Source organism: Micromonospora sp. NPDC048898 (assembly GCF_043198035.1).
In the GTDB taxonomy this organism is placed as follows: domain Bacteria; phylum Actinomycetota; class Actinomycetes; order Mycobacteriales; family Micromonosporaceae; genus Micromonospora.
On the sequence record NZ_JBICUF010000009.1, the window covers coordinates 252,820 to 272,768 of the forward strand.

The 19,949-nt window shown below is 73.2% G+C and carries 16 protein-coding genes; 10 read left to right on the forward strand and 6 right to left on the reverse strand.

All coding sequences use genetic code 11. The annotated features are described in order from the left end of the window. Positions 1–47: 47 nt before the first annotated feature. Positions 48–1,583, reverse strand: coding sequence for a M1 family metallopeptidase (locus ACGFIQ_RS23525; RefSeq protein WP_393246865.1), 1,536 nt, complete (start codon positions 1,581–1,583; stop codon positions 48–50). 145 nt (positions 1,584–1,728) lie between these two features. Between ACGFIQ_RS23525 and ACGFIQ_RS23530 the strand changes: the two genes are divergently transcribed. From ACGFIQ_RS23530 to ACGFIQ_RS23550, 5 genes are all read left to right on the forward strand, one after another. After that, the gene (locus ACGFIQ_RS23530) at positions 1,729–4,590 is read left to right on the forward strand and encodes a hypothetical protein (RefSeq protein WP_393246867.1); all 2,862 of its coding nucleotides are present in this window, start codon (positions 1,729–1,731) and stop codon (positions 4,588–4,590) included. A gap of 91 nt (positions 4,591–4,681) precedes the next feature. After that, positions 4,682–7,237, forward strand: coding sequence for an FtsK/SpoIIIE domain-containing protein (locus tag ACGFIQ_RS23535; protein WP_393246869.1), 2,556 nt, complete (start codon positions 4,682–4,684; stop codon positions 7,235–7,237). Next, positions 7,234–8,184 carry a hypothetical protein gene (locus tag ACGFIQ_RS23540; RefSeq protein WP_393246871.1) on the forward strand — a complete coding sequence of 317 codons (951 nt, stop codon included), beginning with the start codon at positions 7,234–7,236 and terminating at the stop codon, positions 8,182–8,184. Before ACGFIQ_RS23535 ends, ACGFIQ_RS23540 begins: the two co-directional genes overlap by 4 nt. Positions 8,185–8,464: 280 nt before the next feature. Continuing rightward, positions 8,465–9,106: a hypothetical protein gene (locus ACGFIQ_RS23545; RefSeq protein WP_393246873.1), complete on the forward strand. Its 642-nt coding sequence runs from the start codon at positions 8,465–8,467 to the stop codon at positions 9,104–9,106. 252 nt (positions 9,107–9,358) lie between these two features. Then, complete coding sequence (locus tag ACGFIQ_RS23550) at positions 9,359–9,622, forward strand: DUF6244 family protein (protein ID WP_393246875.1); 264 nt, start codon at positions 9,359–9,361, stop codon at positions 9,620–9,622. 88 nt (positions 9,623–9,710) lie between these two features. On the opposite strand, the gene map is transcribed toward ACGFIQ_RS23550, so the two are convergent. Then, complete coding sequence (gene map / locus ACGFIQ_RS23555) at positions 9,711–10,532, reverse strand: type I methionyl aminopeptidase (RefSeq protein ID WP_393246877.1); 822 nt, start codon at positions 10,530–10,532, stop codon at positions 9,711–9,713. Between the two features lie 100 nt (positions 10,533–10,632). Between map and ACGFIQ_RS23560 the strand changes: the two genes are divergently transcribed. Beyond that, on the forward strand, positions 10,633–10,899 hold the full coding sequence (locus tag ACGFIQ_RS23560) for a helix-turn-helix domain-containing protein (protein WP_393246879.1): 267 nt from the start codon (positions 10,633–10,635) through the stop codon (positions 10,897–10,899). An 86-nt stretch (positions 10,900–10,985) separates the two neighbouring features. On the opposite strand, the gene ACGFIQ_RS23565 is transcribed toward ACGFIQ_RS23560, so the two are convergent. Both ACGFIQ_RS23565 and ACGFIQ_RS23570 read right to left on the reverse strand, forming a co-directional pair. Then, positions 10,986–11,972 carry an SEC-C domain-containing protein gene (locus ACGFIQ_RS23565; RefSeq protein WP_393246881.1) on the reverse strand — a complete coding sequence of 329 codons (987 nt, stop codon included), beginning with the start codon at positions 11,970–11,972 and terminating at the stop codon, positions 10,986–10,988. Between the two features lie 96 nt (positions 11,973–12,068). Beyond that, positions 12,069–13,535, reverse strand: coding sequence for an MFS transporter (locus ACGFIQ_RS23570; protein ID WP_393246883.1), 1,467 nt, complete (start codon positions 13,533–13,535; stop codon positions 12,069–12,071). Between the two features lie 204 nt (positions 13,536–13,739). On the opposite strand from ACGFIQ_RS23570, the gene ACGFIQ_RS23575 reads away from it, so the two are divergent. Next, positions 13,740–14,315: a TetR/AcrR family transcriptional regulator gene (locus ACGFIQ_RS23575; RefSeq protein ID WP_393246885.1), complete on the forward strand. Its 576-nt coding sequence runs from the start codon at positions 13,740–13,742 to the stop codon at positions 14,313–14,315. A 6-nt stretch (positions 14,316–14,321) separates the two neighbouring features. Here the strand turns inward: ACGFIQ_RS23575 and ACGFIQ_RS23580 are convergent, their stop codons facing one another. Then, positions 14,322–15,761 (reverse strand): pentapeptide repeat-containing protein, encoded by a 1,440-nt coding sequence (locus ACGFIQ_RS23580; RefSeq protein WP_393246887.1) that lies wholly within the window; start codon positions 15,759–15,761, stop codon positions 14,322–14,324. A gap of 70 nt (positions 15,762–15,831) precedes the next feature. Between ACGFIQ_RS23580 and ACGFIQ_RS23585 the strand changes: the two genes are divergently transcribed. Next, positions 15,832–18,054, forward strand: coding sequence for a M48 family metalloprotease (locus tag ACGFIQ_RS23585; protein ID WP_393246889.1), 2,223 nt, complete (start codon positions 15,832–15,834; stop codon positions 18,052–18,054). Between the two features lie 12 nt (positions 18,055–18,066). Beyond that, positions 18,067–18,456, forward strand: coding sequence for a hypothetical protein (locus tag ACGFIQ_RS23590; protein WP_393246891.1), 390 nt, complete (start codon positions 18,067–18,069; stop codon positions 18,454–18,456). A gap of 23 nt (positions 18,457–18,479) precedes the next feature. Here ACGFIQ_RS23590 and ACGFIQ_RS23595 read toward each other — a convergent pair whose 3' ends face one another. Then, a complete protein-coding gene (locus ACGFIQ_RS23595; RefSeq protein WP_393246893.1) occupies positions 18,480–19,352 on the reverse strand; it encodes an aldo/keto reductase in 873 nt (290 codons plus the stop codon). Positions 19,353–19,526: 174 nt separating this feature from the next. Here ACGFIQ_RS23595 and ACGFIQ_RS23600 point away from each other — a divergent pair, with 174 nt between their 5' ends. Then, positions 19,527–19,889: a YciI family protein gene (locus ACGFIQ_RS23600; protein WP_357069683.1), complete on the forward strand. Its 363-nt coding sequence runs from the start codon at positions 19,527–19,529 to the stop codon at positions 19,887–19,889. Positions 19,890–19,949: the final 60 nt, after the last annotated feature.

The following is a 19,949-nucleotide window of genomic DNA, read 5'->3' on the forward strand; positions in this document are numbered from 1 at the left end:
ATGCGAGGCACCGCAACTCCATGATCGACGGTGGGGCGGGTGGGGTCCTAGTGCGACAGCAACTCGTGGGACTCGCGGATCTTGGCCCAGGACTTCGGCTCGGTCGGCGCGGCGGTGGCCTTGCGTGCGGTGCTGGCCACGTCGGGGCGACCGGCGGTGAACAGCCAGGTGGTGAACAGGTCGTCCAGGTCCAGCCCGGAGATCCGTTCGGCCAGGGCCTGGAACTGCTCGATGGTGCCGTTGCCGTGCCGGTGCTCGGCCGTCCAGGCCGGCAGGATCTCGAAGAACGCGTCGTCGCCGACGGCCAGCCGCAGCTGGTGCAGGGTCATCGCGCCCCGGTCGTAGACGGCATCGTCGAAGATCCGGGCCGCGCCCGGGTCACCGGGCAACACCTGCCAGAACTCGCTGTCGGCCGGGTAGCTGGCGTAGGCGAAGTCGAACACCTCCTGCGCGGTGCCCTCGCCCTGCTCCTCCGACCAGAGCCACTCGGCGTACGACGCGAAACCCTCGTTGAGCCAGATGTTGCGCCACTCGGCCACCGAGACCGAGTCGCCGAACCACTGGTGGGCGTTCTCGTGTGCCACCACGTAGGTGTTGGCGCCGCGCCGCCAGAAGCCCGGCCCGTACACCGGTCGGGTCTGCGTCTCCAGCGCGAAGCCGATGCCGTCGAGCGGGCCGGCCACGCCGCCCTGTGCCTCGAACGGGTACGGGCCGAAGATCCCGCTCTGCCAGTCGACGATCTCGGCGGTCCGCTCGATGCTGGCCCGCGCGGCCGGCCCGAGCGCGCCCAGCGAGGTGCTGTACGCGTTGACCACCGGCTGGCCGCTCGGCGTGGTGTCGGTGACGATGTCGTACTGGCCGATGGCCATGAAGGCCAGATAGGGGGCGGTGGGGGAGGTGGTCCGCCAGATCCACCGGGTGCGGTTGCCGGCCTCGGCCGCCGGTGGCCTCGGCTGCACGCCGTTGCTGATCACCTCGACGCCGGTGGGCACCGACACCGAGATGTCGAAGGTGGCCTTGTCCAGTGGGTGGTCGTTGCTCGGGAACCACCACCACGCCGCCTCGGGTTCGTTGACCGCGAGCGCCCCGTCATCGGTACGGGTCCAGCCGGTGTAGCCGCCGACCAGGGTCTCCGACGGGATGCCGGCGTAGCGCACCACGATGGTGAGCTGCTGGCCCCGGGTGATCGTGCGGGCCGGGGTGACCACCAGCTCGTGCACACCCGTGGTGCTGGTGTTCGCCGCCCACCCGTTGACCCGCACCGACTCGACGTCGAGCAGGAAGTCCAGGTTGAACGCCGAGAGGTCCTGTGTGGCGGTGGCGAGAATGGTGGCGGTGCCGCTGAGCTGGTCGGTCGCCGGGTCGTAGCGCAGCCGGACGTCGTAGTGCCCGACGTCGTAGCCACCGTTGCCGTAGTCCGGGAAGTAGGTGTCGCCCAGGCCGGCCGCGCCGGGTTGCGGCGCGGCGGTGACGACGGGCCGGCCCCAGCCGGTCGGGGCGGCCTGGCCGGGGGCGCCGGCGAGCAGGGTGCCGGCGGTGGTGAGGGTCAGGGCGGCGGTGGCCGCCGTGAACATTCGTCGCACGGGGTGGACTCCCTCCATCGGGTGTTCGCCACGTCAACCTAATCGACAACTGTGAGCGTCGCCGGCCCGCCGCACCCATGGTCGGTCGTCGCCCTCTGGTGTGCCTTGCGCCGCAAGGTCACACTGTGTGGATCGGAGGTGACGCGTGTCGCGATCCGAGGTGCCCAAACGGGAGTTGATCGGCCAGCGACAGTCGCCCGGAGGTCGGGACCGGCTGCCGCCCGGCGGGCTGGAGTTCTTCGCGCTGCTCGCCCGGCTGCTGCGGCGACCCCGCCGCGGCGACCGGCGACTGCCGCTGCTCTGGCTGGTCCGCACCGACACCCAGGTCCGCTCCGACACCAAGGTCGGCTCGGACACCCTGGGCCGCTCCGACACCCTGGTCGGCTCGGACACCAAGGTCGGCTCGGACACCCTGGGCCGCTCCGACACCCTGGTCGGCTCGGACACCAAGGTCGGCTCGGACACCCTGGGCCGCTCCGACGCCTCGGATCTGATGGTGCCGCTGCGCCGGTTCCTCGGCCAGGGGCCCCGGCGGCGGGTGCCGCACGCCGTGCTGGACGCCGACGTGCCGCCGGGTGCCGGAGACGTGCCGGCGCTGCTACGCGAGCTGCACCGGCAGCTCTCCCTGGAGGCGTTCGGTGCCGCGCGGCTGCGCTTCCGGCACTACCCGCTCGCCGACTGGCTGATGCACCAGAGCCTCACCTTCGGCGTCGACGCCGACGACAGCCGGGCGGCCCTGGTACGCCGGCTACGCGACCGTCGCGGCCCGCGTACCCCGGAGGCGATGCCCTCCGGTGGTGACGCGGTCAGCATCGTCTCGCAGGTGCTGCTCTGGCTGGTCCGCCGTGCCGTGCCGAGCGTGGTCTTCCGGGCCGCCGTCTCCGGCCGGGTGCCGGTGCTCGGGCGGCACTACACCTGGTTCATGCGCCAGCAGTACCTCGCACCCCGGCAGTCGGTCACGTTCCTCGGTTTCGCCGAGCGACTCACCGCCGGGTGGCGCGACGGCGAGCAACCCGACCAGGTCAACAAGCTGCTGCTGCACGCGTTCCTGGAGGACCTGCGGCAGGCGTACCGGCGTCGGCCGTGGCGACCCTCGGACTGGCGGCGCACCGCGTACCCGGCGCTGCTGCTCGATCACGTCGCCCCCGGCAACGTCGGCGGGGAACTGGTCCGCCTGATCGGCGACGTCCGTACCGAGACCGGCCGCAACGACCCGCTGCTCATCGTCGTGTCCGGCGGGCAACCCCCACCGGAGCTGCCCGAACCGCACCCGCTGACCGAGGCCGACGAGGCGTACGACGAGTGGGCCGAGGCGCTGCCGGAGATGCGGCGGCTGCGCCGCCCGGCCGCCTGGCTGGTGGCGCTGCGGCCCGACGACACCGACACCGGCCCGCCGTCGCGCGGTGGGATGCGACCGTTCTCCGCACCCGACCCGCCCTGGTGGTCGCGGCGCTTCCTGCCGGCCGCGCTCAGCCTGGTGCTGCTGGCCGCGGGTGGCGTGTGGGTGGGCAGCCGGTGGGGCCCGGGCTGCCACCCGTCGCTCACCGGTGGTCGGATCACGGTCGAGGTGACCGGCAGCGGCGAGTGCGTCGGCTACAGCGACAGTGCGGCGCAGGTGTTCAACAACGACCCCGGCCAGGACGGGCTACGGAAGATCCAGCGGCGGATCTTCGCGCAGAACCGGGCCGCCGAGGAGGTCTGGCAGCGCAGCGACCGACGCCGGCCCTTCCTCACCCTGGTCTACCTGGGCACCCTGACCGGCAACCGGACCCGCGCCGACGAGGAGTCGTACGTCTCCGAGCGGGAGGAACTGGAGGGGATGGCCACCGCCCAGTACGCGTTGCTGAAGGAGTCGGCCGGTGCCGACGGCGCCGCGCTACTGCGGATCGTGGTGGCCAACGGTGGCCGGCAGATGAGCTACGCCGACCGGGCCGTGGAGATGCTGGCCGAGCTGGCCCGGGACGACCCCACGGTGCTCGGGGTGGTCGGGCTGGTGGAGAGCCGGACCAGCACCGCCCGCGCGTTGCGCGAGCTGAACCGGGTCGGCCTGCCGGTGCTGGCGCCCACCCTCTCCGCCGACAAGATGGACGCCAACTCCCGCCTCTACCTGCAGATCTCCGCGCCCAACGCCGACCAGGTGAAGCTCGTCGACACGTACGCCCAGCAGGTGCTGAAGGTCGACCAGGCGCACGTCTACTACACGACGCTGGAGGGCAGCTCGCTCAGCGAGGACCTGTACGTGAACACACTCGTCGACGGGCTGCGGCAACGGTTCGGCACACGGATCACCCACCTGGACAAGTGGAGCACCGGTCAACGGTTGACCGACGAGTGCGGCTACCCGGGTCTGCTCTTCTACGCGGGTCGCTGGTCCGAGTTCGACGGTTTCCTGCGGGCGCTGCGCGAGTGCGGCGCCAACCCGCCCCGACACCTGGTCGCCGACGATTCGGCGAACCGCTACATGGCCAACCCCGGGCTGCGCGCCGCCGCGCCCGGCAACCTGCCGGTCACGTACGTCTCCAAGGCCGCGCTTGCCACCTGCGCCGCGTTGCGGGCGGCTGCCCAGGACCGGCGCGACGACGCCCGGGCCAGCTTCCTGTCCTGGATCCAGGCCGACGACCTGCTCGACCAACCGCGCTGCCGACCGGGCTCCGAGCGGCAGGTCGGCGAGCGGGTCAGCCTCTCCTACGACGCGTCGATGATGCTCATCCGCGCGGTGGAGAGCCTCGCCGCCCGGCTGCACCACGCCGACCCCCGGCAACGCTGGGAGCCGACCTCGGTCAACCCGGTCGGTGTGCACGCGGAGGTGCTCCGGCAGAACGCCGGCCAGGGCTACCCGGGGGTCGCCGGGCTGATCCGGTTCACCCCCGAGTCGGGTGAGCCGGTCGACAAACGGCTGGCCCTGATGCGGGTGGAGCAGGTGCCCGACGTGGCGACGGCGCCGGTGGAGGTGTTCCACTGTGGGGTGGCCGACGCGTCCACCCCGGCGGCCTGCGGTCCGGCGTGACACGTCCGCACAGGCCCTGGGAGTGTTCGGTTGTCCCAGCCGTCCGTTAGGGTTCCTGGGACCAGACGGCCGTCGGCGTTGGGGGCAGAGGTTGGGCAGGCTCGCGTCGGCGTACGAGCAGGCGGTCCGCTCCCACCGGGCGGCCCGGTCGCACCTGGACACCGCCCGCGGCGCGCTCGGCGCGGCACCGAGCGCCGCCGCGCCGGCCGGCACCGCCGAACTGGTGGCCCGCCTCGCCCACCTCGGCGGCACCCTGGCCACTCCCGCGCCGGGCGTCACGCCGCTGACCGACGAGCCGACCGCGGTCCGGATCGGCGCGGCGTCCACCCCGGACGGCGGCTTCCCGGTGCTCGTCCCGCTCGGCGGCGGCCACCACCTGGCGTTGGACGCCGATGTCCGGGACCCGCAGGTCGCCGGGTTGTTGCGGGCGCTGGTGCTGCGGCTGGTCGCCACCGCGCCGCCCGGTCAGGTCCGGGTCGCCGGCATCGACACCGCCGCGGTGGGCGCCACCTTCGGTCCGCTGCGCCCGTTGCTCGACGCCGGGGTGCTGCACCCACCGGCGACCGGCGAGGCCGAGGTGGCCGCTCTTCTGGACTCCGCCGAGCGGCACGCCCGCGCGGCGCAGCACGCCCAGCCCGCCGCCCGGCACCTGCTGGTGGTGGTCGCCACCGCCGCGCCGCCGCCGCGCGAGCTGGCCCGGCTCGCCGCGCTCACCCATGCCGGCCCGGCCGCCGCCGTCTGCGTGCTGCTCGCCGGCCACCCGTCGCGGCTGCCCGGCGAGACCCCGACGCCGCTGGGCGGCACCACCGCGGTTCGGCTCAACCAGGGGTACGCGCACGTCGGCGACCCGCCCGGCACCCCGTTCAGTGTGGACGGCACCGGTCTCGCCGCTCCCGTCCTGCTCGACGGTGATCCGCCGGCGGCGTCGGTACGCGCGCTCGCCGACCACCTGGCCGCCGCCGCCCGCCGTTCCGACGCGCTGCCCTTCACCGACCTGCTGCCCGAGCGGCGCTGGGTCGAGTCCGCCGCCAACGGCCTGCGGACGGTGATCGGCCGGGCCGGCGGCACCGCGCCGACCGTCGCCCTCGACACCCCGCTGACACTCGCCTTCGACGACGCCACCCCACACTGGCTGGTCGGTGGGCGCACCGGCGCCGGCAAGACCGTCTTCCTGCTCGACGTCCTCTACGGCTTGGCCGCCCGTTACTCTCCGGCCGAGTTGCAGCTCTACCTGCTCGACTTCAAGGAGGGCGTGAGCTTCACCGAGTTCGTGCCCACCAGCCGCGACCCGTCCTGGCTGCCCCACGCCCGCGCCGTCGGCATCGAGTCCGACCGCGAGTACGGTCTCGCCGTCCTGCGCGAGCTACGCCGGGAGGCGCAACGCCGGGCCACCGCGCTGAAGCGCCACGGCGTCACGAAACTCGCCGACCTGCCCCGGGACAATCCGCTGCCGCGCATCGTGGCGGTCATCGACGAGTTCCACGTGTTGCTCGCCGGCAACGACGCGCTGGCCCGCGAATCCGTCGACCTGCTGGAGGAGTTGGCCCGCAAGGGCCGCTCGTACGGCATCCACCTGGTGCTGGCCAGCCAGAGCATGACCGGCATCGAGGCCCTCTACGGGCGGGCCGAGGCGATCTTCGGCCAGTTCGCGTTGCGGGTGGCACTGCCCGGCGGTGGCGGGGTGCTCGACCAGCTCAACACCGCCGCCGCGGCCCTGCCGGTCGGCTCCGCCGTGGTCAACACCGCAGCCGGTGCGGTCGGCGCCGACACGGTGCTGCGCTTCCCCGACGCGCACGCCGCGGCGGCGGACCTCGCCGCGCTGCGCCACGAGCTGTGGCAGGCCCGCCCGCCGGGCTCGCGGGCACCAGCGGTCTTCAGGGGGTACGAAGCCGCGCGGGTCGAGGACGACCCCACCTTCGCCGGGCTGCGCCCCGGTGGCCGACGTCCGATGGCCCTGGTCGGCCGGACTGTCGACGTGCACGGCACCACCGCGCTGTTCCTGATGGACACCACCCCCGGCCGGCACCTCGCCGTGGTGGGCACCGCACCGGCCGGCGCGGACGTGCTGCGCGCCGCGACGCTCAGCCTGGCCCGCCAGCACACCCCCGGCGACGTCCGATTCCAGCTCGCCTCCCTGGTCCCCGCCGCAGCCGGGGTCGCCGACGACACCGAAACCGCCCTCCGGGCCGCCGGCCACGAGGTGTCGCGTCTCGACGCCGCCGGGCTGCGCGAGCGCATCGCCGCGCTGGCCGCCGAGCCCACCGGTCGGGAATACCTGGTGGTGTTCGGCATGGACGCCGCCGCGCCGGTCCTCGGGGCCACCGACCCGGGCACCTTCCGCTCCGGCCTGGACGACCTGCGCACCCTGCTGCGCCAGGGCCCCGGCCAGGGGGTGCACCTGCTCGGCTGGTGGCGTGGGCTGCGCCGGCTCGCCGACGACCTCGGCGGCACCCAGAACCGCGACGACGTCGCCTGCCTGGTGGCGCTCAACGTGCCCGGCAGCGAGCTGGCCCTGCACCTCGGGACACACGACCAGGCCTACACGCCCCGCGCCGACCGGGCGCTGCTGATCGACCGGCACGACCAGCGCACCCGGCTGATCGTCCCGTTCGCCGGCGAGGAGCACGAGCCGGACGGGGAGCGGTGACAGTGTCCTTCGAGGAGTACGCGGCGCTGGCCCGACAGCTCGCCGAGCAGCACCGCGCCGGTGAGCAGCACGCCGCCGCCGAGTCCGCGCGCCGCCGTGACCTGCACGCCGCCGTCGACTACCTGCACCAGCGGCTGACCGCCCAGGGGCATCGCCTCGACCAGCTCGGCCGAGCCACCGGCATCGACCAGCCGCCCGCCGGCCCCGCCCCAGGTTCGGCGAGCCCGAGCGAAACCGCAGCCTGGCCCGGCCCACCGTCCGGCTCGGCGTCGGCGTCCGGCTCCGGCTCAGGTCCGGCCTCCACTGGCGGGTCCGCCCGTTCCAGCGCGGCTGGCTCTGGCTCGGCCTCCGCTGCCGGGGCTTCGACGGCACCCGGAACCGGGGACGGGGGGCCCGACGGCGCAGCCGGCGTGTCGGGGCGGGCGGGGGTCGGGGCGTACCCCGAGGTGCCGGCGGGGGAGGCGCGGCTGGCGCTGCCGACGGCGGTGAGCCCGGCGGGCGCCGGGGTGCCGGCGCAGCGGGCGGCGGCGGTCGACCCGGTGGTGGAGCTGGAGTTGGCCCGGCGGATGGCCGACGAGGCCGACCGGCACGGGCAGCAGGCGGAGTTGCTGGCCCAGCGGCCGGCGCTGCTGCCGACGTGGTCGCCGCTGGCGCGGGCGGTCGCCGTCTACGCCGGCTGCGGGGCCGCGGCCGGGGTGATCGTGCTGGCCCTGGTGCTCGCCTCCGGCGTGGGCCTGGTGGACGGGTTCACCCTCGGCGCGTGGATCTGCGCGGGGCTGCCGGCGGTGGCGTTCTTCGGCGGGTACCTGGTACTGGGCCGGTGGGGGCGGCCGGCCATGGTCGCCGGCACCCCGCCGCGTTACCTGCCGCTCGGGTTCCTGATCTGCTTCCTGCTGGTGCCGATGGCCTACTGCGCCTACCTGCTGCTGGTCCGCGGCCTGCGCTGAGCCCAGCCCGCGCACGATCCACTCGGCTTCCTTGAAGTCGGGGTGTCCGGGCCGCCGGGGCACCCCGACTTCAAGGAAAACGTGTCGGGAGGGATGCCACACCTCCGGGCCCTCCACTGTGTTCGCCGCTGTGCCGTAGTCTCGCGCCCCGGGCGCAAACGGTGCGCTGTGCCGTTGGTGAGGCAGAGGCGCTGAACGTCACGCCTCGACGTCTCGCGAGCGGCAGGTCGAAAGGTTGGTCAGGGAATTGCAGGGACACACGTCCACCCAGGTTGAGCCGATGCCGGTAGGGGGCGGAAATGCCGTTCCACCGCCGGTCAACGCCGATGCGGCGACGCCTCGCTCCGACCAGGAGTCAGGGCTGTCGGTCGTCGGCGCGTCGCGGCAGGCCGGCCCGGGAGCGGTGGTCGCGGGGTTCGGGCTGATCGCCGTCGGCGCTGTCGCCGGCTGGATGATCTGGCACAGCGGTGCCTCCGCGGCGAAAATCCAGCCCGAGGACACCACTGGCGTCTTCCTTACCCTGCTGGTCTTCGCCGCAGCGGTCGAGCGGATCCTGGAACCGTTCTCGCGGTGGTTGCCGGGACGTGCCGCCGAGGCCGCGTTGTCCCGGACGGTGACCGACGTGAACAGCCGGGTCGACGGCCCCACCGAGGCTGACCGCGAGGCGCTCGCCGTGGCCACGGCCAAGGTCGCACGGGCGAAGGCGAACCGCGCCATCGTCGCCTGGGGTCTCGCCAGCGGAATGGCCACCGTGGCGTCCAGTGCCGGCGGTTTCTACGTCCTGCACGCGGTCGCCGGCGCCGACTGGAACGGGGTGGCGGTCTGGGTCGATGCCGTCGTCACCGGTGTGATGGTCGGCAGCGGCACCAAGCCGTTGCACGACCTGATCACCCGGGCGCAGAACGGGCCGCCGTCGCCGTAGCGCGCTGCGTGGCCGTGCGGCGGTCCGCGGCGTACACGGGCTCGGGGTGTTCGTCGCCGAACAACCCGTGGACGCCACGAGATCTTGGAAGGAAGGTGCCCCTGGAGGGGCCGAATCCTTCCAAGATCTACCGCTGTGGGATCGCCGATGCGCGACCGGGCGGTCGCGCCGGGTGCGCGGATCTCGTACGCTCCCAGGTGGTCTCCGCCGGTGCGGTGGTGGAGGCGAAGGCCGGCCACGGGGAGGGTGCGCGTGAGCGCAGCACAGATCATCGCGAGGTTGGCGCCGGCGTCGCAGAAGCTGGACGAGGCGAAGGCCAAGACCGCAGCGGCAGCCCAGGACGCGGCCGAGGCGCGGGCGCTGGTGGCCGGTGCGCTGGAAGGCGTGGCCGCCGGTCCGCTGGTCGGAATGATCGATGCGTACCGTCAGGCGCTCGCGCACGCATCCCAGGGTGGCGACCCGGCCAAGCAGCACGTGCAGGAGACGATCGCCAAGGTCCGAGCGTTGGGAAACTGACCACGGGTGGTGGCGTACGTCACCCTCCGGCCGGTCACTCACCTGCGGTCGCCATAGTCCCTCGGCACTGACGAAGATTCTCGATCAATCACGCAGATGAGGTGGGGCGACCGGTAGCGGGCTGGGCCGGCCGGGTGCCCTGCCCGGGGCGGGTGGTCAGCACCTGCGGACCGGCCTCGGTGATCGCGACGGTGTGCTCGGAGTGGGCGGTGCGTGAGCCGTCGGCGGATCGGATCGTCCACCCGTCCCTGTCGAACTTGATCTTGTCGGTGCTGCGGCAGAACCACGGCTCGATCGCGATCGTCAGGCCGGGCTTGAGCTTCATGCCTCGGCCGGACCGGCCGCTGTTGGCGACGTGCGGGGCCTCGTGCATGGTGCGGCCGATGCCGTGCCCGCCGAACTCGTTGTTGACCTGGTAGCCGTAGCGGTGGGCGACCTCACCGATGGCGGCCGAGACGTCGCCGAGTTGGTTGCCCGGCTGCGCGGCGTCGATCGCGGCGGTCAGCGCGACCTCGGTGGCCTCGATCAGCTTCAGGTCGTCCGGGGCGGGGGTGCCGACGATGACCGACAGCGCGGAGTCGGCGACCCAGCCGTCGATCCCGACAGCCATGTCGATGCTCAGCAGGTCACCGTCGCGCAGCACGTAGTCGTGCGGCAGGCCGTGCAGCACGGCGTCGTTGACCGAGAGGCACAGGACGTTGCGGAACGGGCCGCGGCCGAACGACGGCGCGTAGTCCCAGTAGCACGACTCGGCGCCACGCTCCTTGATCCGGCGGCGGGCGTGGTGCTCGATGTCCATCAGGTTGACCCCGACGGCGGCGACCTCCCGCAGCTCCGCCAGCAGCTCGCCGACGAACTGGCCGGTCACGGCCATCCGTTGGATTTCCTCGGGGGACTTAAGCTCGATCACGACCAACCCTCCCTGTCCGTAGCGGTATATTTATACCACGCCTCGGCGCGTCCGCCCGGATGGCGTTGCCGCTCCGCCGAGGCAGATCTATCCTGCTCACATGGTTCGCCCACCGCTCACGCCCGCGCAGATCGCCGCGGGTCAACGTCTCGGTGCGGCGCTTCGGGCCGCGCGAGGTGGCCGCCCCCTCGTCGAGGTGGCCCTGGCGGCCGGCATCTCGCCGGAAACCCTCCGCAAGATCGAGGTGGGTCGGCTCCCGGCACCCGCGTTCGGCACGGTGGTCTGCCTCAGTGAGGTCCTCGGCGTCGCGCTCAGCGACCTCGCCGAGGTGTGGCTGGCCGACCTGCGGGTCCGCGAAGCGTCCTGAGGACCAGCCGCGCGAGCGGGGAGCACACCGGCCAGCCGCGCGGGCGGCGAGCACGCCGGCCAGCCGCGCCAGCCGCGAGCCCAAAGTCAGCCGCGCGAGCGCGGCAGGCAGCACTTCTTGTACTTCGTACCCGATCCGCACCAGCAGGCGTCGTTGCGGCCGGGCGGCCAGGCCCGCAGGTCGGGCCCGGTGAGGGAGTCGGCGTACTCGTCCTGGGTCTCCTCGTCGGTGGGGTCGCTGCCCTCGTGTTCGGCGAAGGCCGCCAGCCCGGCGACGGAGCCGACGACCACGCCCAGGTCGGCGCCGCCCAGCCCGGACGCCTCGACGAGGGCGCGCTCGATCTGGGCGCGGTGTTCGTCCCAGGTCGCGGGGTAGCTGTCGGCCAGCGCGGGCCAGCGCAGCAGCAGCGCGGTGAACTCGGCCTGCGGCCAGAACAGCAGCGTCGCCGGGCCGTCGTCGAGGGCGTCGAGCGCGTGGTCGCTCGCGGCGCGCAGCCGGTCGGCGAGGTTGTCGTACTCGTCGTGGGGTAGGCCCATCTCCTCGCGCAGGTCGTGCCGCCGCTGGGTCAGGCCGTAGATCATGGCCGCGGCCTCGTCCTGGGCGTCCTCGGAGTCGTGCTGCTGGGTCCGGGTGCGTTCCAGGATCGCGTCCAGCGCGGTGGTCAGCCATTCCAGCGCCAGGTCGGTGTGGCCGGATTCGGCCAACTCGTCGACCAGGTACGTGGCGCTGGGGTTGGTCTCCAGCAGGGGACGCAGGGCGAACAACTCGGCCAGGCCCTCGTCGGAGCGGCCGAGGCGCAGCAGCAGACCGCCGCGCACCGCCCGGGGGTACGCGTCCTCGTCGGGTTGCTCGGCGACGGCGCGGGTGGCCAGCGCGAGCGCGTCGGCCAGGTCGCCCGCCTGCTCCAGGATGTCCGCGGCGACCAGCAGGGCGTACCCGGTGTCGTCGGGGTCGGCGACCCGGCCCTCGTCGACGGCGCCGACCAGTTCGGCGACGAGCGCGGCCGGGTCCGGGCTCTCGGGCCCCAGCGAGCCGAGCTCTTCGATGCGGTCGGCGGACAGCAGTTCAGACATGGGCACATCCATGAGACGACCAACGGGAAGCGGCCAGCGTACTCCCGGACATGGCAAAGCCCGGGCGGCGAACCGACCGGGCTTTGGCACGTTTCCTCAGCGGGTCGCCGGCATGGTGGCGAACTCGCCGGCTAGCTCCGACTCGACGATCGTCGCGGTGGACGGCCGGCGACCGGCCGTCTTCCGCCGGGCGGACGGGACGGCGAGGGCCGCGAGCGCGGCGGCCAGGGCGATCGCCGTGAGGACGAGAAACCCGGTCGTGAAGCCGGCCTCCCGGGGTAGGCCGTTGGCCTGCGGGTGGGCGGTGATCACGCCGCTGACGACGGCGGCGCCGATCGCGCCTCCGATGGTGCGGATGTTGGCGTTCATGCCGGTCGCCACGCCGGTCTGGCTGGCCGGCACGCTGGCGACGATCAGGTTGGCCATCGACGCGAAGGCCAGGCCGATGCCGAGGCCGACCAGGCCGCCGGCGATACCGACCTCCCAGCGGGTGTCGTGGGCGGCGGCGAGCATCGCGGAGGCGGCCACGTTGAACGCGGCGCCGGTGGCGAGCTGCGCCTTGGCGCTGAAGACGGCCTGGAGCCGGCCGGCGACGAGACCGGCGACGAACATCGCGACGAGCATCGGCAGCATGAGCAGACCGGCCTGGCTGATGCTCGCCCCGAAGCCGTAGCCGGCGGCGGTCGGGGTCTGCACGAACTGCGGGAGGAACGCGTACACGGAGAACATCGACGCGCCGTAGAGCAGGGCGACCAGGTTGGTGGTCCACACGCCGGGCAGGCGCATCATCCGCATGTCGATGAGTGGGTTGCTGGAGCGCAGTTCGGCGACCAGCCAGCCGACCAGCAGCACCACGGCGAGCGCCAGCAGGGCGAGCACCCGGGTGGAGGTCCAGCCCCAGGCCGCGCCCTGGCTGATCGGCAGCAGCAGCGCCACCAACCAGCCGGAGAGCAGCACTGTGGCGCGCCAGTCGATGCGCCCGGGGGTGCGGACCGGCGACTCGGGCACGAACAGGTAGGCGGCCACGGCGGTCAGCCCGACCACGACCATGGGGATCCAGAACAGCCAGCGGTAGTCCAGCGTGGTGACGATCGGGCCGGCCAGCACGATGCCCAGGCCACCGCCGACGGCGACGATCGCCGAGATGGCGGCCACGGCGGTGGAGACCCGCGCGGCCGGGAACTCGTCGCGGATGATGCCGAACGACAGCGGGAAGACCGCCCCGCCGATGCCCTGCACGACCCGGGCGAGGATGAGGACGCCGATGTTCGGCGCGATGGCGGCCAGCAGGCAGCCGAGCGCGAGCGCGGCGAGCGAGACGACGAGCGTCCGTTCCTTGCCGACCATGTCGCCGACCCGGCCGAGGATCGGCGTGAAGATCGACGCGGAGAGCAGGTAGGCGGTCAGGACCCAGGTCACGGTGTTCTGGGAGGTGTGCAGATCCTGCTGGATGGTCGGTAGCACGGGGGTGATCAGCGACTGGAGCATCGCGAAGAACCCGGCACCGGCCGCGAGCACGGTGAAGGTGAGCCGGCGCGAGCTGCGTCGGGAGGTTACTGCCACGAGAGAGGACTCCCCTGATGACGTACTGAGCCCGTCTGTGACGGGCCGGGCTGTCGGGTCCGGGCGATCGGGTGGCCAGGCGGCGATCGGGCGGGTACCGAGGTAAGCTAAGCGGAGGCAGGCCTCCGGGATTCCGGAGGGGTGCCTCCACTAAACTAGCGGAGGGTTACCTCCGGATGCAACCGGGGTGAGGTGACGCACGTCATGACCAGCGCGGGGCAGGCGCCCGAGGTCTTCGCCCAGCGGCCCAGGCGGGCCGACGCACGGCGTAACTACGACGCCCTGATCGGGGCGGCGCGCGAGGCGTTCGCCGAGAACGGCGCCGCCGCCTCCCTGGAGGACGTGGCCCGGCGGGCCGGGGTGGGCATCGGCACGCTCTACCGCAACTTCCCCAGCCGGCGGCACCTGTTCGAGGCCGTCTACGTCGAGGAGGTCCGGGCGCTGAGCCGCTCCGCCGAGGACCTGGCCGAGCTGCCCCCGTGGGACGCGCTCGTCGCCTGGCTGCACCGGTTCGTCGCGTACGTCGCCACCAAGCGGGCGCTCGCCGAGCAGCTGCTGCACGACTCGGAGATCTTCGCGAGCTGCCGGACGGAGATCTACGCCGCCGGTGAGCCGCTGATGCGCCGCGCCCAGGGTGCCGGCGCGGTCCGCGCCGACGTCAGCTTCGACGACGTGATCCGCCTGATCAGCGGCCTCACCATGGCCCAGTTCCCGTCACCGGAGCAACGCGACCGGGTGCTCGGCGTGGCCCTGGACGGCCTGCGCGCTCCGACCCGCTGACCCGCGTCAGCGGTCGACAAGCAGCAGCCACTCGTCGTCGAGCCGTTCCACCACGGTGCCCGCCGGCCAGCGGTGACCGAGATCGACCATCGCCCGGGCCTGATCGACCTGCGGTGGCCGGCTGAACTGTGCGTCGCGGAAGCTGGCCATGCGGTGGAACCGGGCCCGGCCGAAGTTCGCGGCGTCGGTGAAGCGGGCCCGGTCGAACAACGCCTCCGCGCCGAACAACGTCCAGCGGAACAGCGCCATGTGCCGAAAACGGACGGAGTGGAAGTTGGCCGAGCCACCGAACTCGGTGTGCTCCATCGACAGGGCGGCGTCGAAGACGGCCTCCCGGAACGTCGTGGCGTCCTCGAAGCGGGTCGCGTCGAAGCTGCTCGGCTCACCGAAGGTCACTCGGCGAAACGAGGTCAGGCCGGCGAAGCTGGATCGCCGGCAGGACAGTTCACCGGCGAACGTGGCCCCGTCGAAGCTGGCCAGACCGCCGACGCGCACGCCGTCCAGCAGGACCGCACCGTCGGCCGCGAGACCCTCGAAGCTCACGTCGCCGAAGGTGGCCGCCCCGAGCAGGAGCGGCCCCCGCGTCGTCGCACCCGCGAAGGTGGTCGTGCCGGTGAACGTCGCCCCCGTGAAGGTCGCGTCGACGAGCGTGCAGCCCGTGGCGTCGAAGTCGACGAGCGCCGCACCGGTCAGGTCGAGCGTCAGCTCCGGCCAGCGGTTCGCGTCGTCCGCGCGCAGGTGCCGGGTGAGCACACGCTGCGCGGTGCGCCGGACCTCCGTCTCGCGCGGCTCGCCGTCCGGCGCCGGCATTCGCAGGTACGCGCAGAGCACCGCCGCGATCGTCGCGCGCTGCCGCGGATTGTCCTGACCGAGGCGCTCCAGCGCGTGCAGGCCGCCGAGGCGTACCGCCGCGCTGTCGTTGCCGAGCAACTCGACCGCCCGGGTGTACAGCTCGGTCAGCCGGCGTTCCGCCGCGTCGTGCTCGGCGGCTGCGGACTGCCGGTCCTGGTGGCGCTGTGCGGCCTCGGCCACCGCCTCGGCGTGCGCCTGCACCCGGTCCCGGTGCGCCTGGTCCCGGGCGGCGACGCTCTCCTGGTGCCGCTGGGCACGCTCGGTGATCCACTGACGGCGGGCGGCCAGCAGCAGGGCCAGCCCTCCGCCGGTGCCGGCGACCACGGTCAGGCCGGTGCGGATCGCGTCGATGCGCAGTGTGGCGCGGGTGTCCGGCTGGCCGGCCCGGTCGGCCTCGGCGAGCAGCAGGCCCAGCACCAGCCAGCCCAGCGCGGCGGCGACCACCAGGCCGACGAGCACCAGCCACCACGGCATCACCCGCAACTGGCGCTCGGGAGGTTCCTCGGCGGCCACGGCCACAGCATGCCACTCGCGTGCCCGCGCCACGGTGAATGTCGGGTGGGCGACGTTCCTGGGAAAGGGGGTGTGCGCCATCGGACGCACTCGATAGCCTGCTGCCGCTGTCCAATCGCGACAGACGTGACGTCCCAGAGGAGCAGCGCGCATGACCGAGCCGCACACCGTGCCGCCGGAGGGCACCCCGCCGACCGTGCCGCAGCTCGACGTCCGGGCGGCCGAACCACCGACCGCCGAAGCCCCACCATCCACCGGCGGGTTCGCCGATCGGCCACCCGGCTATCCGAGTGCGCTGGTCTGGCTGCGCGCCGGGATCCTGCGGGACTGGCGCGGCGTGCTCGGCGCGTTCGTCGCCACCTGGTTCTACCTGCCGGTCGCGCTGCTCCTGGCGTTTTGGGGCGGTCTTGCCTTCGCCGTCACCGGGCTCTTCGCCGGCGGGATGGGCGCCGACGACCAGGTGCCCCAGGTGCTGCGCGACGCCCCGCTGATCGGCTCCCTGCTGGACGCGTTCCTGACCCGCTCCGGCGGGGTGCTCGGCGGTGTGGCCGGCTTCGTCGCCGGGTTCCTGATCGGTTTCCTCGCCGTGCTGGTGGTGCCCTGGCTGGGTGCCGACAACGGGGTGTTCACGGTGGTCACCGGTCTCGTTGGCACGGTCGCCGCGGCGGCGCTGATCGGGGTGCTCTACACCCTCTACCGGGTGCTGCTGGAACCACGTCTGCTGGTGGTCTCCGGTGCCCGCCAGCCCAGCCGCCGGGAGTCCGCGCGGCTGCGCCCCGTGCTGGACGAGTGCGCCCGGCGGCTCGGCCTGGACAGCGTGCCCCGGCTGCTGATGGAGGACGACCCGGTTCTGAGCAACGCCCGCACGTACGCCCGGCACGTGGTGGTCACCACCGCCGTGCTGACCGAGCCGGACGACGAGGTCGCCGCGCTGCTCAGCCACGAGCTGGTGCACTGGCGCACCGGAGACGAGATCACCAGCGCCTTCGTCCGTGGTGTGGGCCTGCCGCTGACCCTCGCGCACGCGCTGCCGACCTGGCTGATGCGAACGTTCCCGCACCCGGGCACCAACTTCGTGGTCTTCCTGTTCTTCTGGCCGGTGCTGCTCACCATGCGCTACGTGGTGCTGCCGCTGCACGCCCGCGACGTGCGGGCGGCCGAGTACCGGGCCGACCTCGGCGCTGTGCTCACCGGGCACGTCGACGGGATGCGACGCGTCCTGGAGCGGCGGCTGTCCTTCGAGACCGGCCGCAGCGGCTGGGACGAGGCGGTCTGCGCCACCCACCCGCCGCACGAGCTGCGGCTCGACGCGCTGGAGCGGGCGTCGGTGGCCGGTGTGCCCGCCGGAGCCGGTGTGCCCGCCGGAGCGGACGAGCCCGTCACCGCCGAGCGGCTGTTCGGCCACTCCGGCCCGGTCGGCACCCGTCGCACCTGGCTGCTGGTCGGCGCCCTCATGCTGGCGGCCTGCGTCGGCACCGGCGGGCTCGGCGTGGTGCAGTGGGCGTTCTTCCGCCCGCAGGCCGCGGTCGACGGCTATTTCTCCGCGCTCGCCGACCGCGACAGCGACGCCGCGCTCGGCTTCCTGACCGACCGGGGCAGCGACACCGACACCAAGCTGCTCGCCCAACTCCTGCGCGGCGAGGGTTACCAGCCACCGACCGACATCGACATCACCAAGCTGGACCGGGACGGCGACACCGCCACCGCCACCGTGGCGTACCGGCTGGGTGACGCGCGGGAGACCGCCACCCTCACCCTGCACCGCGAGGAGGAGACCACCGCCGGGCTGTTCCACGGCTGGCGGGTGAGCGGTGGGCCGACACCGCTCAACACCTTGATCGCCGACCCCGGGGTGCGGCTCAACGGGGTGGAGTTGCCGGTCGCCACCGAGGGCCCCCCGCTGGTGCTGCTGCCCGGCGTCTACACCGCGACCGGCCCGTCCAGCGCGCTCAGCGAGACGCCGGCGCAGACCGTGGTGGTCGGCCCGGGGGAGAGCGCCGCCGTGCTGCAACTGACCCCGGTGCTCAAGCCGGCGGCCGGCGAGGCCGTCGAGGCCCGCGTCCGCGCCTGGTTGGACGAGTGCGCCAAGCAGACGGTCGCCGCACCGCCGGGCTGCCCGTTCCGCTACTACGGCGGCTCCGCGCAGAAGGTGACCTGGAAGATCCTGGAATACCCGAAGATCACCGTCGAACTGACCGGCCCGGCCAGCGCACAGGTCACCACGCCGTCCGAGACCCGGGGCAGGGTGCAGGTCAGCGGCACCACCACGTACTTCGGCACCGCCTCGCCGTTCACCGACGAGGACACGTTGACCGTGACGGGCGTCGCCACCGCCGACGGGGACACCGTCGAATTCCGCCCCGCCACCAACTGACCGGGAGCAACCGTGACCGACAGTGACACCGCCGCGCGGCAGCCCGTCCGGCTGACCATCAGTCCGCGGCACCGGCAGGCGCCACCTGTCGCCCTGCTCGACTGGATCCACCGCAACCCGCAGTACCGACCGCTGGTCCGCCAGGGCGGCGGCGGGGGACGGGGAGGCTTCAGCGACGCGGTGATCATCGCGGTGCTGGCCCAGGCGCTGCTCCCCGGGTTGTTCAACCTGTTGCAGTCCTGGGTCGACCAGCAGCGCACCGAGGCCAGCATCCGGATCCAGGCCGGGGACACCGAGGTGGAGTTGCAGGTGAGTGGCCGCACCGATTCGGCTCGCCTGCTGGCCCAGGCGACCGAGGCGCTGCGGGCCGCCCGGGAGCCCGGCCCGGACGCCGCCGACTGACCGGCGGCGTCCGCACCGGCGGGTCAGCTCGCCTTGGCCAGCGACTCGAACTCGTCGTCGGTCAGCCGCACGTCGGCCGCGCCCACGTTCTCCTCCAGGTGCGCCACCGAGGACGTACCGGGGATCGGCAGCATCACCGGCGAGCGGCGCAGCAGCCAGGCCAGCGCGAGCTGCGCGGGCGACGCGCCGTGCGCGGTGGAGATCGCGTCCAACGGCCCGCCCGGGCGGGCCAGCTCGCCGGTGGCGATCGGGAACCACGGGATGAACGCGAGGTCGTTGCGCTCGCAGTACTCCAGCACGTCCTCCGCGCTGCGGTTGGCGAGGTTGTACAGGTTCTGTACGGAGGCGATCGTGGTGATCTTGCGGGACTCCTCGATCTGCGCGACGCTCACCTCGGACAGCCCGATGTGTCGGATCTTGCCCTCCTGTCGCAACAGCGCCAGCTCACCCAACTGGTCGGCAAGCGGCACCTTCGAGTCGATCCGGTGCAACTGGTACAGCGGAATCGTGTCCAGGCCGAGGTGGCGCAGGCTCAGCTCACACTGCTGACGCAGATACTCCGGGCGGCCCACCGCACGCCAGTCGCCCGGGCCGGAGCGGGTGAGCCCGGCCTTGGTCGCGATGACCAGGTCGTCGGCGTACGGGTGCAGGGCCTCGCGGATCAGCAGCTCCGAGACGAACGGCCCGTACGAGTCGGCGGTGTCGATGAACGTCACGCCCAGCTCCACGGCCCGGCGCAGCACCCGGACCGCCTCCGCCGGGTCCTTCGGGTCGCCCCAGACGCCCGGGCCGGTGATCTGCATCGCCCCGTAACCGAGCCGGTTGACGGTGACGTCCCCGCCGATCCGGTACGTGCCGGACGCCTTCGCGGGCTGCTCACTGATGTTTGTCGCCATGGCTAGATCATCCCCCGGAAGTCGACGGGCATGCCGCTCGTCGGCCGACTGTGTGCGTGGACACGCCCTGTGCGGTTCGAGGCGGATTGCCGGGAAGCACCCGGTACGACCGGGGTGTCCGTGCGACGCTGGCGGGGGCCGGTGCCGTCCGGCGCGACGGCGGAGGGAGCACCGATGGGAGTGCCGCAGGTCAACTTCGCGCTCGACACGTACGAGTGCATCGTGATCTATCCCGGCGCGGCCGGTCGGGCCCTGCCCGCCGAGACCGTGCAGCGGTTGCAGTCGGAGCACGCCGAGCACATGCAGGCGTTGCAGCGTGGCGGGATCATCCTGGTCGCCGGCTCGGTCGACGGGCCGGCCCGCGAGCCGGAACCGCCGATCGGCTTCGGACTGGCCCGTACCGGCAGCGTCGACGACGTCCGCAGCGTGCTGGAGGCCGACCCGGCGGTGCAGGCCGGGCTCTACCGGGTGGACGTGCTCACCTTCCTCTGCCCGGCCGGGTCCCTGGAGTTCCCACTGGTCAAGACCGAGAGCTGAGCTGTCGGTCAGTCGAGGCGCTGTCGTGATGGCGACGGCGCCCGGCGGCGTGCCGGTGCT